14 protein-coding genes are annotated in these 14,619 nt (G+C 52.4%); 6 read left to right on the top strand and 8 right to left on the bottom strand.

What is annotated here, in order from left to right; genetic code table 11:
• Position 1 precedes the first annotated feature (1 nt).
• From J2I46_RS23230 to J2I46_RS23215, 4 genes are all read right to left on the bottom strand, one after another.
• Complete coding sequence (locus J2I46_RS23230) at positions 2–2,122, bottom strand: S46 family peptidase (protein ID WP_207331473.1); 2,121 nt, start codon at positions 2,120–2,122, stop codon at positions 2–4.
• Positions 2,123–2,240: 118 nt separating this feature from the next.
• Complete coding sequence (locus tag J2I46_RS23225) at positions 2,241–3,071, bottom strand: sugar phosphate isomerase/epimerase family protein (RefSeq protein ID WP_207331472.1); 831 nt, start codon at positions 3,069–3,071, stop codon at positions 2,241–2,243.
• Between the two features lie 93 nt (positions 3,072–3,164).
• The gene (locus J2I46_RS23220; RefSeq protein WP_207331471.1) at positions 3,165–3,602 is read right to left on the bottom strand and encodes a c-type cytochrome; all 438 of its coding nucleotides are present in this window, start codon (positions 3,600–3,602) and stop codon (positions 3,165–3,167) included.
• Between the two features lie 395 nt (positions 3,603–3,997).
• Positions 3,998–4,900: a DUF1338 domain-containing protein gene (locus J2I46_RS23215; RefSeq protein ID WP_207331470.1), complete on the bottom strand. Its 903-nt coding sequence runs from the start codon at positions 4,898–4,900 to the stop codon at positions 3,998–4,000.
• Between the two features lie 103 nt (positions 4,901–5,003).
• Here J2I46_RS23215 and recG point away from each other — a divergent pair, with 103 nt between their 5' ends.
• Complete coding sequence (gene recG / locus J2I46_RS23210; RefSeq protein WP_207331469.1) at positions 5,004–7,112, top strand: ATP-dependent DNA helicase RecG; 2,109 nt, start codon at positions 5,004–5,006, stop codon at positions 7,110–7,112.
• 12 nt (positions 7,113–7,124) lie between these two features.
• Here recG and J2I46_RS23205 read toward each other — a convergent pair whose 3' ends face one another.
• Entirely contained in the window at positions 7,125–7,715 is a 591-nt protein-coding gene (locus tag J2I46_RS23205) for a Uma2 family endonuclease (protein WP_207331468.1), read from the bottom strand.
• A 222-nt stretch (positions 7,716–7,937) separates the two neighbouring features.
• Between J2I46_RS23205 and eno the strand changes: the two genes are divergently transcribed.
• The 5 genes from eno (at position 7,938) to J2I46_RS23180 (ending at position 12,604) form a co-directional block, all read left to right on the top strand.
• Positions 7,938–9,215, top strand: a complete 1,278-nt coding sequence (eno, locus tag J2I46_RS23200; RefSeq protein WP_207331467.1) for a phosphopyruvate hydratase — start codon at positions 7,938–7,940, stop codon at positions 9,213–9,215.
• A gap of 108 nt (positions 9,216–9,323) precedes the next feature.
• On the top strand, positions 9,324–9,632 hold the full coding sequence (locus tag J2I46_RS23195) for a septum formation initiator family protein (RefSeq protein ID WP_207331466.1): 309 nt from the start codon (positions 9,324–9,326) through the stop codon (positions 9,630–9,632).
• 106 nt (positions 9,633–9,738) lie between these two features.
• Complete coding sequence (locus J2I46_RS23190; RefSeq protein WP_207331465.1) at positions 9,739–10,227, top strand: low molecular weight protein-tyrosine-phosphatase; 489 nt, start codon at positions 9,739–9,741, stop codon at positions 10,225–10,227.
• A 127-nt stretch (positions 10,228–10,354) separates the two neighbouring features.
• Positions 10,355–11,929: a 2,3-bisphosphoglycerate-independent phosphoglycerate mutase gene (gene gpmI, locus J2I46_RS23185; protein WP_207331464.1), complete on the top strand. Its 1,575-nt coding sequence runs from the start codon at positions 10,355–10,357 to the stop codon at positions 11,927–11,929.
• 105 nt (positions 11,930–12,034) lie between these two features.
• Positions 12,035–12,604: a hypothetical protein gene (locus J2I46_RS23180; protein ID WP_207331463.1), complete on the top strand. Its 570-nt coding sequence runs from the start codon at positions 12,035–12,037 to the stop codon at positions 12,602–12,604.
• 5 nt (positions 12,605–12,609) lie between these two features.
• Here the strand turns inward: J2I46_RS23180 and J2I46_RS23175 are convergent, their stop codons facing one another.
• The 3 genes from J2I46_RS23175 to J2I46_RS23165 form a co-directional block, all read right to left on the bottom strand.
• Positions 12,610–13,107, bottom strand: coding sequence for a GNAT family N-acetyltransferase (locus J2I46_RS23175; RefSeq protein WP_207331462.1), 498 nt, complete (start codon positions 13,105–13,107; stop codon positions 12,610–12,612).
• On the bottom strand, positions 13,108–13,350 hold the full coding sequence (locus J2I46_RS23170) for a hypothetical protein (RefSeq protein WP_207331461.1): 243 nt from the start codon (positions 13,348–13,350) through the stop codon (positions 13,108–13,110). It abuts the gene before it with no gap.
• Between the two features lie 147 nt (positions 13,351–13,497).
• On the bottom strand, positions 13,498–14,592 hold the full coding sequence (locus J2I46_RS23165; RefSeq protein WP_207331460.1) for a Gfo/Idh/MocA family protein: 1,095 nt from the start codon (positions 14,590–14,592) through the stop codon (positions 13,498–13,500).
• Between the last annotated feature and the right edge of the window lie 27 nt (positions 14,593–14,619).

The raw sequence follows: 14,619 nt of genomic DNA, 5'->3' as shown, positions 1-14,619 counted from the left end.
CTTATTTTGTTAATTCCTGCACCAGCCGGTCGGCTTTGTAGATGTAGCGCATGGCGGCGATGATGCCTCCGGTATGAACGGAAACGGTTCGATTGGCATCGGGAACGAAGATGAACGAACCGGGCAGGCTTTCCATGTTGCCATCGAAGGCCAGGCCTATGGCTTCCCGATTTTTATTGATAATCGGACTGCCTGAGTTGCCGCCAATAATGTCATTAGTCGAAATGAAGCACATCGGTTGTTTCAGCAGCTCCGCAGGCGGATTAGCCCAGCGGGCGGGTAACTTCCACGGGTCTTTATTGCCAAACGAGTAATTGCGATCGTATAAACCCGAGAACGTGGTAATGATCGGAGCCTGCGTTCCGTTATACGGATAGCCTTTCACCACGCCATCATTGATACGCAACGAAAAGGTCGCATCGGGCGGAATTGCCGTGCCGTAGGTATCATACAGCGCACGCCCCAGCTGGCTCCGCAGAACCTGTTGCCGGGTGGTGAGGTCGCGTACAACTGTGTTTACAGCCAGGAACCGCTTTCCGCCAATTCGTCCTAAAGCCAACAACGGGTCGTTGTTTGAACCAAGTGCTACAGCACCACCATCCATCAGCATGCTCACGAACGACCGGCTGGTGAGTTTGGTGGCGGCCAGTAAAGCGGCGGCGGCTTCGCGGGGGGAACGTACCTGGCCATTGGGGCCGGTCAGCGCTGCTTTTACGTACGGATCATCACTACCTAATGCTGCCTGCGCTTCGGCGAAATGAGCAGCCAGAAAGGCTTCTTCCAATGCCCGGCTCTTTGGGGTCGGTATATCATCCAATACACTTTTAGCCTGTTCCCAAATAGCTGGGTTGGCTGCAACGGCCTCGCTGATGAAGCCCAGCGTCATGGCAAATGTCATCGTCTCGCCCAGCGAAATCGGGTTGGGCGCCAGGTACGTGTAGTCGTTGAAGGTTTTACGGAGGGCCGCTACGTTCGTGGCAATATCATCCCAGGTCTTCAGTGAGATACCTTTCCTTTGCGCGTCAGCTTTGAATTTCCGCTCAAAAGCGGCTTTACGCGCCAGCAGATACGGATCACGAAGACCCGCAAGCTGACCGCTGCTGGCTTTATAACTGTTTTCCAGGTTGAAAATCTCGTTCAGGACGCTGTCGCTTTTTACCGTGGCATTGTACGCCTGCAAGGCATTCGAGCGACTGCGAAACAGCGTAAGCGTTTGCGGGAATGGCAGGTCGCGGTCGTATTCCAGTTCGGCAACCGTCTTCAAGCGTTCGGTACTGCCGGGGTTACCCGTCACGAACGTAGGCTCACCCTCGCGAACCCCATTCGGATTGAACTTGAAAAAATGCGTTGTTTTCAGTGGTTTCCCGTTGTCGTAAACCCGAAAGAACGAGCAATCAAGGGCGTAGCGTGGGTACGTAAAGTTATCGGGATCGCCACCGAAAAAGCCCAGATTCAGTTCAGGCATAAACACCAGCCTAACGTCGGTAAAGCGCTTAAAGCCGTATAGTGCATACCGGCCGCCGTCGTAAAACGTGATTGTCTGTAATTCCAGCCCTTTCCAGTCGGCTTTGGTAGTATACTCGTCTTTGAGGTCGGAAAATGCTTTTTCGCGGGCCTGCACCTGGGCTGTTTCATCGGCACCTGCCGCAGCTACCGCATCCTGCACCCGCTTCGAAATGTCCTCGATCTTTACCAGCTGATCCACAAACAGTCCGTCTACTTTCCGTTCTTCGGCGGCAGTTTTGGCAAAGAAGCCCGTGGCGTTCAAATTTTCGCCCCGACGAGCCACCCCCGTTCCCGACTCGCGGGCGCAGTGGTGGTTGGTCATCACCAGCCCGTTGGCCGATACGAATGAAGCCGAACAATAGTCGGCGAAGCGTAACGACGCCAGTTGAACTTCCCTGAACCAGTTGGCGTCGGGTGTGAAGTTGTAGGTCTTCCTGAAGTAGTCGGTAGGCGGCGTGTCGAACGTCCACATCTTACCCATATCAAACGGCCCAGCCTGAACGGTATCGGGATTTAATGTAGCCGAAGGGGCCTGCGCCCATCCGAGCGATGTGGCCAACAGGCCAACCAGCAACGTACCTGCGAACGGTATTCGATGGTGCGGAAAGGAGATCATAGAGACAGAAAAAAAAAGCCGTTTTTACACGGCTGTGGGTTAAGATTAAAAGGCTATTTTGTTATTCCGGCGAGAGGAGGATTGACAAAAAATGGTAACAGGTAACGTACTACATTGCTTATTTCAAGCTCCGCAAAAAGGCCAGGCTCTTGGGCATTTGATCCATCGACCGGGATGATTCGTCTTCGATGAAATAATGCTTGACACCCGCTTTTTTTGCCGCCTGCATAAACGCCGCGATACCAATATCACCATCCCCCAGGACCACGTTCGATTCAACATCGGCGTGGCCGGTCATGGTGTCGGGTGTGCCGGGTTTACGGTCTTTCAGATGAGCCAGTAAAAAGCGTTTCGGGTATTGCTGCAGAAGCTGCACAGGGTCTTTCCCAGGCGATTTTACCCAGAATACGTCCATTTCAAAGTTTACGTATTTAGGGTCCAGATTCTGAACCATGTAGTCGAAATAGGTAGCACCAGTTGGCATTTGCTGGAATTCATAGCCGTGGGTGTGGTAGCAGAACGTCAGTTTGGCATCGGCCAGTAGTCGACCAGCCGTATTGAATGTTTCGATGGCCCGGTCTGCGTCGCCAATTGTAAACAGGTCGGCCGTATGCGGGATCCAGGCGCAAACAATGTATTTGACACCTAACGCTTTAGCCTCTGCAATAACCTTCGGGATATTCATTTCCAGGTCATCGAAATCGGCACCGAGGCTAACGGCTTTGATTCCGTTTTTGTCAAGTTCCTGCCGGAATGCGGTTGGGGTGAGGCCGTAGGTACCAGCCACCTCTACCTCGCGGAATCCCATCTGCCTCACTTTGTTCATGGTGCCAGGGACGTCGGTTTTAAACTGGTCTCTGAAACTATACAGTTCAAGACCTACCGGAGCAGGCTGAGCCAATACGCTGGCTGTTAGCAGTGTTGTGAGTAAAAGAGGTAGAATTTTCATAGGGCTCGGTTCAGGGTTTAGCGCTTAAAAGTAGCTATTTCTACCGCATAATCGATGGCGAATCATAGGAGCCCATAAGCCCCCGGTAAGAGCCTACTTACCCCTTTGTTGGTTCACGTCCTGCGCCGAAATAGCCGTGGCCTTGTTGCCGAAATTGCTCCGGATGAACGTCAGCACGTCGGCGATCTGCTGGTCGGTCAGGAAATCGTGGGCGGGCATCACGTTATCGTAGGGTTCGCCCTCTACTTCCGCGTCTTTCAGTCCTTTCAGAAGTACACCAATGAGCCTGGCCTTATCACCATTCACCCAGTCGGTACCCCGTAGCGGTGGATTCATATTAGGCACACCGCCCCCGTCGACCTGATGGCAGGTAAGACAGTATTGCTTATAAATCGCTAAACCGGGCTGCGCAGCCGCTACCGTCTGGCTCTTCGCCGGTGTGGTACCGGCTGGCTTCTTGGATTGGGCAGCAAGTGAACAGCAAACGCTGGAAATCAACAAAATAGTGATGGCAACTTTAGACCGAATCATTTGTGAAAAGTGATAACGTGTGTACATACGCTTCAGCGTATAAAATGAAAGATGATGCAAACTGAATTCTCTTTCGTGCGTCCTTCAGTCAAAGTCGAAACCGCCTGACTGACGAAGTTCCAGGCAGCTTTCCGACCAGATATTCGCTTCGTAACGTTAGACCAGGTTTGAGGAAGAGCTCGCTGAATCTGTTCTTAGCTGTACGATGTGAATTAGCATACAAGTGTTCCTGATCGCAGTAACGCAATTGCGGCATCGAAAATGCGTTACTGCGATCAGGAACACTTGTATATCTGCCGGATTGACAGATGAGTTTTGCGTCTTCGAGACAGTTAAGTGATCTGCTGATCAAACGAACCCATCTTTCTTCACAAAGCTATCAAGTTTCTCGACTGCTAATGGCCCGTCTGCTTTGTAAACGTGCTTTCGAAGATTTTGTCGGCGTTGGAGGCTTCAAAACCGTCGCGGCGGTGCTGGCGGGTGATCTGGTCGGCGGGCAAATCGGCAAACTCGGGTAGTACACGGCGCTCGGCAAACTCAACGTAGGAACCTGCAATGCGGAAGGTGTCTCCGCCGGTAAACTGGGCATCGACCATCTGTGCTACCGTCGATGCCTGCCGCAGACCACCGTCGGGGCTAACCTTGATAATGCCACCCGCCGAATTCAGTTTAAAGCGCCGTAGCTCCAGAAACGAGATAAATTCGTCAATGGTATTGTAGCCTTCGGGCAGGTTATGCACGCTGATGGTGAAGTGGTTGAGGTAGTAGCGGTTGTAGATCACCCAGGCGGCATATTCACTCTCGGCCAACAACGCTTTGTAGTCGGCGAGGGCAGGCGTTTTCCAAAGGGGCTGGTGCAGAAAGGCATCCACCGCTTGGCCATCGTTCAGGTCAAGCGAATCGACTGGGTCGCTGGTAACGGTATCTGTGTATTTGTGAATAATCTGCTGGGCTTCTTCTGAGAGGTCATTTACACGAAGTTCACTGACAAAAATGCGGGGCAGGTTGTCGGCGGCACGATCGGCTGGCGGGGCGTACCAGTAGGCGTTCAACTTCTTCTCGGCGAAGTTGTACGGCTCCCGTTTTTCGTAGCCGTAATGCAAAAAGATTTTCTCGAACGAAGCAATGCCGAGGTGCGGAACGCCCATCGTGCGGAAGGCGATATGATCGTTCTCGATGTCTTCGGGTGCATTGATGACTCCCTGTTGTTGAAGCGCGTACAGGATATTCTTGACGTCGGGAACACGCTCGGTGTACCGGCGCATCAGGCCGGCCAATACGGTATCAAGTGGAGTCATGGCTGTTTGGTTGATGGTTAATGTACCACAAACTACGAACACGAAACCGCAAACATCAAGCCGTAAACTGTTATTTTTACTACCTAGCTGCCCCATTGCCCGCATGACCGAACGTACCACCTTCTTTGATACCCGCCTGGAATACCTGAAAGGACTTGGCCCCCAACGGGCTGAGTTGCTGAATAAAGAACTGCACCTGTTCACGGCCGCCGATCTGATTCAGTATTATCCGTTCCGGTACGAAGACCGTACGCGCTTCTACACCGTCAGCGAATTGCTGGAGTCGATGCCCTCGGCGCAGATACGTGGACGCCTTCGCGACTGGCACACCGAGGGAGAAGGCCCCAAGAAACGGCTCGTCGGGCATTTTACCGATGGCACTGGCACGATGGATCTGGTCTGGTTTCAGGGTATTTCGTGGCTCGAAAAATCGCTTCGGCGCGATGGTGAATACATTGCCTTCGGCAAGCCGCAGGAGTTTCAGGGCAAGTTCAGTATCGTTCATCCCGAACTTGATCCGGTTCGCCCGGATGTAGAACCCGAAGCCACGCTGTCGCCGGTATATAACCTGACAGATAAGCTCCGCAAACGCTTCGTCGATAATAAAGTGATGGCCAAAGCGATGCGGTCGCTGCTCGAACTGGCCTGGCCGCACATTCACGAAACGCTGCCCGCCAGCCTGATCGAGAAGTTCCGACTGGTGGGTAAACGCGAGGCCGTCTGGAACATCCACCTGCCCCAAAGCCCCGCCTGGCTGCGGCAGGCCGAACGGCGGTTGAAATTTGAGGAACTCTTCTACAATCAGCTTCGGCTCATCTCGAACAAACTGATTCAGAAAGAAGAGCATCCCGGCCAGATCTTTCAGAAAACGAGCCTGTTATCGCATTTCTACAAAACGCTGCTGCCTTTCCCGCTCACGGGGGCGCAGCAACGCGTCTTGCGCGAGATTCATAAAGACTGCCTGACGGGTCGGCAAATGAACCGCCTCTTGCAGGGCGATGTGGGTAGCGGTAAAACCATTGTGGCGTTCATCACCATGTTGCTGGCGATCGATAACGGTGCGCAGGCCTGCCTGATGGCCCCCACCGAAATCCTGGCCGATCAGCACTATAATGGCCTGAAACCCTTCGCCGATGCGATGGGCCTGAACCTTGGGATTCTGACCGGTAGCACCCGCACCAAACGCCGCCGGGTGCTGCACGAGGAACTGCTAACCGGGAAAATGCATATTCTGGTGGGTACACACGCGCTGCTCGAAGATGTGGTGCAGTTCCGGAACCTGGGCCTGTGTATCATTGACGAGCAACACCGGTTCGGCGTAGCACAACGCGCCAAAATGTGGGCCAAGAACCCGGTTGTACCCCCGCATATTCTGGTGATGACGGCTACGCCTATCCCGCGCACGCTGGCGATGACGCTCTATGGTAACCTCGATATTTCGATCATCGACGAGATGCCTGCCGGCCGGAAGCCGATCAAGACAGTACACAAAACCGATAAGCACAGGGCCGAGGTGTTTGGCTTCATGCGTCAGCAAATCGAACTTGGCCGACAGGTGTACGTGGTGTATCCGCTGATCGAAGAGTCGGAGACGCTGGATTACAAGGATTTGACAGACGGCCATGAGAGTATTCAGCGTGCGTTTCCGCAACCTAAATACCAGGTGGGCATTCTGCATGGTAAGATGGATTCGTACAGCAAAGATTTCGAGATGACGCGTTTCGCAAACGGAGAAGTGCAAATTTTGGTCGCTACAACGGTTATCGAAGTAGGGGTGAACGTACCCAACGCCAGTGTTATGGTCATTGAAAGTGCCGAACGCTTCGGTCTGTCGCAATTGCATCAGTTGCGGGGGCGCGTTGGTCGGGGTAGCGATCAATCGTACTGCGTATTGATGACTGGCTATAAACTTAGCGCCGATACTAAAGTCCGTCTGGAAACGATGGTGCGCACCAATAACGGATTCGAAATTGCCGACGTTGATCTGCAACTCCGTGGCCCCGGTGACCTGGCCGGTACACAGCAAAGCGGCTTGCTGGATTTACGAATCGCTGATCTAGCCAAAGATGGTGCCGTACTGACTGCCGCCCGCGAATCGGCCCAGATCATTCTGGAAACCGACCCCAACCTCATCTTACCCGAACACGCCGCCATCCGCAACCACATCGATGCTATTGGCCGTACTCAATCCGACTGGAGCCGTATCAGCTAGGTACGTTGCCGATTACCCGAAAATCCAGTCAATATCCAAGCTAAGTTCTGGAAATAGCGACGAGGTAGGGCGGCTGCCTTTTTCATAAACGGCCGTTTCTTCATATTGGATACCCACCAACGTATAGGTGTAAATTTCGGCGCTTTTCGGAACCGCAATCCAATATTCACGTACTCCTGCTGATTCGTAGAGATCGAATTTTTCGTTAAAATCTTTCTTATGTGTCGACGGCGACGTGATTTCGATGATCCAGTCGGGCGCACCAACGCAGCCAAATTCATCGATTTTGGCGGGATCACAGATGACGCAAATGTCAGGCTGTACCACTGTGTGGACTTTGTTGTTAAACCCTGGTTCGTAGTCAGGGTTAGGCAGACGAACATCGAAAGGGGCTGGAAAAATTTCGCAGGTACGTTCCCGGAAATGATTGTACAACTCGCCGGTGATTCGCATAGAAATACGCTGGTGTCCTGCCCTGGGAGCGGGCGACATATTGTAGAGCTTTCCCTTAATCAGTTCGACACTTTGCTCAAACTGCCATTTAAGGTAATCGGCATACGTATAGGTGCTATTAGGGTCGAGTTGCGAAAGGTCAGTGATCATGGAAATAAGATTAGTTGACTGTCAAAAATACACATGAATGTAGCAGGTGCCTTTGAAATGCCGCTACTCTGAGCACCCTACATGATTCCGTAACACGAAAGCCCAGATGACAATCCTCCTCATTCCCCGGCTTTTCCGTTTATTTGTGTCGTGAAAAAGGGCATTCGGCCTTATTTCGGTTGTTGATAAGAGATTAATCTAAATTTTTGTTCGTAAATCACAATGAGTACCATTCAAAGCATCCATGCCCGCCAGATTCTTGACTCGCGCGGCAACCCGACCGTTGAGGTCGACGTACGTACCGAAACCGGTGCCCTGGGCCGCGCTGCTGTGCCATCGGGTGCCTCGACAGGCACGCACGAAGCCGTTGAACTGCGCGACGACGACAATAAAGTGTACGTTGGTAAAGGCGTGTTGAAAGCTGTTTCAAACGTGAATGAACTGATTTACCCTGAGTTGGTAGGCATTTCGGTGTTCGAGCAGGGAATGATCGATAAGATCATGCTTGATCTGGATGGTACGCCAAACAAAGGTCGTCTGGGTGCCAACGCCATCCTGGGCGTATCAATGGCCGTTGCCAAAGCCGCTGCGATCGATTGCGGCATGCCGCTGTATCGGTACATCGGTGGTGTCAATGCCAACACGCTGCCCGTTCCGATGATGAACATCCTGAACGGAGGCTCACACGCCGATAACTCAATCGACTTTCAGGAGTTTATGGTGATGCCGGCCAATGCGCCAACCTTCGCCGAAGCACTTCGGATGGGTACCGAGATCTTCCACACGCTGAAGAAAGTATTGAAAGGCAAAGGCATGAGTACCAACGTTGGTGACGAAGGTGGTTTTGCCCCGAACATCGGTTCGAACGAAGAGGCGATCCAGATCGTGATCGAGGCAATCGAGAAGGCGGGTTACCGTCCGGGCGAAGATGTCTGGATCGCAATGGATGCGGCTGCGTCGGAGTTTTACAACGCCGAAACCGGAGAGTATCACTTCAAGAAATCGACCGGCGATAAGCTGACTTCACCTCAAATGGCGCAGTACTGGGCTGATTGGGTGTCGAAATACCCCATCATGTCGATTGAAGATGGTATGGCGGAAGACGATTGGTCTGGCTGGAAACTCCAGACCGAACTGGTTGGCAAGAAGACCCAACTGGTGGGTGACGACCTGTTCGTAACGAACGTAACCCGCCTGCAGGAAGGTATCGACAAGGGTATTGCCAACGCGATTCTGGTGAAAGTAAATCAGATCGGTTCGCTGACAGAAACCATCGATACGGTAAATCTGGCGAAACGTAACAGCTACAAAAACATCATGTCGCACCGGTCGGGCGAGACTGAAGATGCGACCATCGCTGACCTGGCGGTCGCGTTGAACACCGGCCAAATCAAAACCGGTTCTGCCTCACGTTCAGACCGGATGGCGAAGTACAACCAACTGCTCCGCATTGAAGAAGAACTAGGTGAAATGGCCTATTTCCCAGGACTTAAATTTTAGTTAAGAGTGTAGAGTTAAGAAGTAAGAGTTGCCCTGCCTTAGCGTGTGCTTGACACATAGCAGGGCAACTCTTACTTCTTAACTCTACACTCTTAACTCCTAACGCCCATGAATCGTATCCTCAACAGCCGCTATCGTTTCTACATTCTGACGGGTGTGGGTTTTTTGTTTTGGATGCTGTTTTTCGACGCCAATGACCTGCGCTCGCAATTCCGTAACTGGTGGAAAGCAGAGGAACTGGACGACGAAAAAGCGTATTTTCAGGAACAGATCGAAGCTGTTCGCGCCGAGCGCAAAGAAGTGCTGGGTAGCCAACAACTCCGCGTTAAATACGCCCGGGAAAAGTACCTGATGAAAAAGCGTAACGAAGACGTTTACGTACTCGTTGATGAAAACGGTGAACCGATTGAAAAATAGGTAAGAATTAAGCGTGCAGAGTTAAGAGTTGCGCTGCTAGATGAATAATGTGTTCGCAGTGCAGCGCAACTCTTAACTCTACACGCTTAATTCTTAATTCAACCACATGATCTCCCTTCTCTTCGTCTGTTTAGGAAATATTTGTCGGTCGCCTGTGGCAGAGGGCGTGTTTCGTCAGGTGGTTGATAAGGCGGGACTTTCGGGGAAGATCGAATGCGATTCGGCAGGTACGTCGTCCTACCATATCGGGCAGTTGCCTGACCTGCGTACCCGTCAGAATGCGCTCACTCACGATCTGACACTGACCCATCGTGCCCGCCGAATGACCGGCGAAGACCTGGCTCGATTCACCTACATCATCACGATGGACGAAGCCAATTTTGAGGCTGTCATGAAACTCAGCCAACGATCGGTCGGTCTCGTTCACGACGACACTGTGTTTCTCCTGCGCGAATTTGACCCTGCCGTCAGCGATCAGCCCAACGTACCCGATCCGTATTACGAAGGCCCGGAGGTTTTCGAAGAGGTTTACCAGATTGTTCACCGCTGCTGTGAGGAACTGCTAACGTACCTGCAGAAGCGGCATAACCTTTAATTAATGAGTGAATGAGTGGATGCGCGGATGAGTGAATGTTTGGAAGCACGCATGTATATAAGTCAATTGCAAAGCGATCCAAACATTCGCTCATTCACGCCTTCGCTCATCCACTCATTCACTCGCTATGAATAAGAAAGTCATTCTCCTCATCATGGACGGCTGGGGCATTACCACCCAGAACGACCGGTCGGCCCTGGCAGCGGCTAAAACGCCATTTGTTACAGACGCCTGGAACCGTTATTCGCACAGCACACTCGAAGCCTCGGGCCTGCAGGTAGGATTGCCTGCCGGTCAGATGGGTAATTCGGAAGTGGGACATATGAACCTCGGCGCCGGTCGGATCGTGTATCAGGATCTGGTGAAAGTGAACCTGGCTGTTGAACACGATACCCTGAAGAAAGAGCCTGTTCTGGCCGAATCGCTGGCGTATGCTAAAGCAACCGGTAAAAAAGTGCACCTGATCGGCCTGGTGTCTGATGGCGGCGTTCACGCGCATATCAACCATGTGAAAGGGCTGTTGACCATTGCCCACGAACAAGGTCTTTCAGACGTATTTGTGCACGCTTTCACCGACGGACGGGACACGGATCCGAAGAGTGGGCTGGGTTTCCTGACCGAGCTTTGGGAACATATGGACCAGACGACCGGCAAGCTCGCTACCGTGATTGGCCGTTTCTACGCCATGGACCGCGATAACCGCTGGGAACGCGTGAAAATAGCCTACGATGCCATGGTGAATGCCGTGGGCGACCGCGCGCAGGGTGATGGTGTATTCCAGGCAATTCGTGACTCATACGAGGCGGGTGTTTCCGACGAATTCATCAACCCGATCGTAATGGAAAACGACGATCATACGCCTGTAGCAAAAATTGAGAACGGTGACGTAGTGATCTGTTTCAACTTCCGTACCGACCGTGGCCGCGAAATCACGATTGCGCTGACGCAGAAAGACTTTCCGGAACAGCAGATGTACAAGCTTGACCTTGACTACATCACGATGACCAACTACGACTCCGATTTCAAGGGCGTAAAGGTCATTTACGAAAAAGATAATCTGTCGAAAACGCTGGGAGAGGTCGTGGCGGCGGCTAACCGGAAGCAGATCCGTATTGCTGAAACCGAAAAGTACCCGCACGTAACGTTCTTCTTTTCGGGCGGGCGGGAAGAACCTTTCTTTGGCGAATCGCGGTTGCTGGTGCCTTCACCGAAAGAAATGACGGTGACGAACGAGCAAGGCGAAACGATCACGATTCCGGTGAAAACGTACGACCAGAAACCCGAAATGTCGGCTTTTGGTATTCGCGACGCGATCTTGCCAGAACTGGAAAAAGGCGACGTCGATTTCGTGTGCCTCAACTTTGCCAACACTGATATGGTTGGCCATACAGGCGTCTTCGACGCTGTAGTAAAAGCCGCCGAAACCGTCGACGCCACCACGCGCGACGTGGTGACGACCGGCCTGGCCCACGGCTACACATCGATCATCATTGCCGATCACGGTAACGCCGACTACATGCTGAACGACGACGGTACGCCTAATACGGCGCATACAACGAGTCTGGTACCCTGCATTCTGGTTGATAACGACTACCAGCCTGCGCTGAAGAACGGTAAACTGGGTGATATTGCGCCTACAATTCTGGCGCTGATGGGCATCGAGAAACCCTACGAAATGACCGGCACCAGCCTGTTGGCGTAGGCCTACCGCCATTCGCTGAACGCAACGTATCTACCCGCTGTTACTTTGCAGCACGTTCTATTAACGCGCCCGTAGCCTACTCTGCTGCGGGCGGTTTTTTTGTCTATGAAATACGCTTTCCTGCTGCTGGCTACCCTGTCAATCACTGCCTGTTCTACTGATACCGCCCAACGTAACGAGAAGCCGGTTTATTTTGATGTGGCCGGGTACGTTAAGAGCCAGATCGACGCGCTGTCGAAGCAAAAGCCGGGCGTAATAAAGCGCTTGCAGATGGGGGAGAAACTGGAAAAACAAACGACCCGAACCATCAACTGGAGCCGCGAGCTGGAACTGTTCACGCAGGCCGACATTAATAAGCCGGCTCTTCGCAATAGCTATACTATTGTTCGTCCCGATTCACTAACGTATCAGTACACGTTGAAACCAACGGAGAAGAACCTGACGGTGCGTTCACTGACGGTTAAACTCGATTCGGCAACGCACAAACCTCGCCGGATCGACGCCGTACTGACAACCGAAAACCCACTGTATACAGCAGAACGAACGATTTTCCTGGAAAGTGGCCCTCAGCCGGGTAACAAATGGGGCGTGACGCACTACCGCCTGAATGGCTTCCAGCATCTGAGTATTTCAGACAAGCACACCTTCGACGTTGAAGGAACGGTTGTTCGGTAACGTACCTACAGCATCAGTTTCATGGCCTCTTCGGTCAGGTACGTTCCCCGCCACTTCATAGCGTTTTCTTCCAGCGAGAAAGATCGGAAACCGAAGCGTTCGTAGATACGCTTGGCAGGGTTGGTCGTTGTTACGGTCAGAACAAGCTGTTCCAGACCATCAAGTTGGCGTGCCCGATCAATTACTTCCTGAATGAGCAGACCCGCCAGCCCCTGCCCCCGGACATTGGGCGAGACATACATTCGGAATAACAGCCCTTTGTGGCGTAGTTTGACCCGCTCGGCACCGTCGCGCTGAAAGCTGACGACGCCCGCTAATTGCTCGCCGACGAACGCACCCATCGTGAAACTGTCCGGGCGGTTTTGAGTTGGAAAAGGGGCATGCTGCTCGTCTTCCGGGGCAATGCGAAAGCTGTCGGCATCCTGTTCAAGACCCGACATCAGCAACGCACGATAAACGGCTAAGTCTGCTTCGGTAAGCAGGCGAATAGTGGTTGCTGCCATTTACTGAGCTGCCTCAGTCAGATAGGGGAGGTATGGCTCCAGTTTATCCGTTGATTTGAACGCCGAAATCTGCTTCACCTTGTTGGTGTAGGCGTCGTGGCGAACTTCCACGTAAAACGAGTCGAGGCTGTAGAGAAGGTAGATGAAATCGTCTTCGTACCGATTGGCCAGAATGCTTGCTTCGAAATACAAGGCGTTCAACTGGTCGTCGGTATCGAGGCTGGTAAAGTGGGCTGGTGTCATAAAAAGAGCGATTTCATAGCGAAGATAGAACAAGGGAATTAAAAAAGTCTTCTGTTTGCCGTTTACTGTTTTCTGCTGCTTCGCATTCTGGCTTGACTATCAGCGCAAAGCAATAGAAAACAGTAAACGGCAAACAGAAGACTTTTTTTAAAGGGTTACCCGCTTTCCTTCTTTAGCCGCTTTGTAGATCGCTTCTACTACGCGGATATCGGCCAGGCCCTCTTCGCCAGGAACCAGTACCGGCGAGTTCGTCATGATCGCTTTGGCGTCGTTATCCATCTGCATAGCCTGCTGGGTTGGCATTTTGTAGGGCACATCGATCTTAAAACCGTTACTCCCTTCCCCCTTAACGCCATTATAAGCCGAGTAAGGCTCCATTTCCAGCTGCCCTTTCTGCCCGGTTACGTGCAGAAAATTCATGTTCATGCCGTAACTGCTCTGAATGGCTGCCCGCGCACCGCTGGGGAACTCCAGCTGAACCAGGCTGGTCTCGTCGAGGCCGTTTTTGTACACGTCTGGCCGGGTGGTGTACTGCTGGGCGGTCAGCGCAACCGGCTCTTCACCGGTAGACAGGCGAGCGCCCTGAATGGCATACACGCCCATATCATACATAACGCCACCGCCCATCTCTTTTTTCTGCTTCCAGTGGTCGGTGCGGGCATCGTAGTAGCCAGCGGCGCAGTTTACCAGATTAATTTTACCAATGCCTCCGTCGCGCAGAAATTTGACATAGGCCTGCGTATTGGGTTCGTGATGAAGACGGTAACCGACCGTCAGCACGCGCTTATTTTTCCGGCAGGTATCAATCATATTCTGGCATTCTCTGGCCGTTACGGCCATTGGTTTCTCCACCCAGACATGTTTACCCGCTTTGGCGGCCCGCACCACATATTCTTCGTGCATCGAAGGCGGCAGCACAACATACACTACGTCGATATCAGGATTGTTGGCAATCTGATCGAAGGTCTGGTATGAATAGATATTCTTATCAGGAATATTGTATTTCTTTTTCCAGGTTTCAGCTTTAGCGGGCGTACCCGTTACGATACCCGCCAGGTAGCAATTCCGGGTTTGCTGAAGCGCGGGAGCCAGCAAATCGGTGCTGTAATAACCAAGGCCAACAAGCGCCACGCCCAATTTATCTTTCTTGGGCGATGTGGCTGCCAGTAACGTGTGCGGCGACACCAGTGTAGAGGCCGACGCCAGCGACAATGTCTGCAGAATAGTACGACGAGAGGTCATAAGAGAGTGTATGGTTTACTGTTTTCT

This window comes from Fibrella forsythiae (assembly GCF_017353175.1).
GTDB lineage: Bacteria > Bacteroidota > Bacteroidia > Cytophagales > Spirosomataceae > Fibrella > Fibrella forsythiae.
This window is presented reverse-complemented; position numbering and strand designations above follow the sequence as displayed.

Coding starts and splice junctions, on each gene's coding strand:
- J2I46_RS23215 (WP_207331470.1), bottom strand. CDS start 4,900: ATGACTCCACTTGATACCGTATTGGCCGGCCTGATGCGCCGGTACACC.
- recG (WP_207331469.1), top strand. CDS start 5,004: ATGACCGAACGTACCACCTTCTTTGATACCCGCCTGGAATACCTGAAA.
- J2I46_RS23225 (WP_207331472.1), bottom strand. CDS start 3,071: ATGAAAATTCTACCTCTTTTACTCACAACACTGCTAACAGCCAGCGTA.
- J2I46_RS23230 (WP_207331473.1), bottom strand. CDS start 2,122: ATGATCTCCTTTCCGCACCATCGAATACCGTTCGCAGGTACGTTGCTG.
- J2I46_RS23175 (WP_207331462.1), bottom strand. CDS start 13,107: ATGGCAGCAACCACTATTCGCCTGCTTACCGAAGCAGACTTAGCCGTT.
- eno (WP_207331467.1), top strand. CDS start 7,938: ATGAGTACCATTCAAAGCATCCATGCCCGCCAGATTCTTGACTCGCGC.
- J2I46_RS23205 (WP_207331468.1), bottom strand. CDS start 7,715: ATGATCACTGACCTTTCGCAACTCGACCCTAATAGCACCTATACGTAT.
- gpmI (WP_207331464.1), top strand. CDS start 10,355: ATGAATAAGAAAGTCATTCTCCTCATCATGGACGGCTGGGGCATTACC.
- J2I46_RS23220 (WP_207331471.1), bottom strand. CDS start 3,602: ATGATTCGGTCTAAAGTTGCCATCACTATTTTGTTGATTTCCAGCGTT.
- J2I46_RS23180 (WP_207331463.1), top strand. CDS start 12,035: ATGAAATACGCTTTCCTGCTGCTGGCTACCCTGTCAATCACTGCCTGT.
- J2I46_RS23165 (WP_207331460.1), bottom strand. CDS start 14,592: ATGACCTCTCGTCGTACTATTCTGCAGACATTGTCGCTGGCGTCGGCC.
- J2I46_RS23195 (WP_207331466.1), top strand. CDS start 9,324: ATGAATCGTATCCTCAACAGCCGCTATCGTTTCTACATTCTGACGGGT.
- J2I46_RS23190 (WP_207331465.1), top strand. CDS start 9,739: ATGATCTCCCTTCTCTTCGTCTGTTTAGGAAATATTTGTCGGTCGCCT.
- J2I46_RS23170 (WP_207331461.1), bottom strand. CDS start 13,350: ATGACACCAGCCCACTTTACCAGCCTCGATACCGACGACCAGTTGAAC.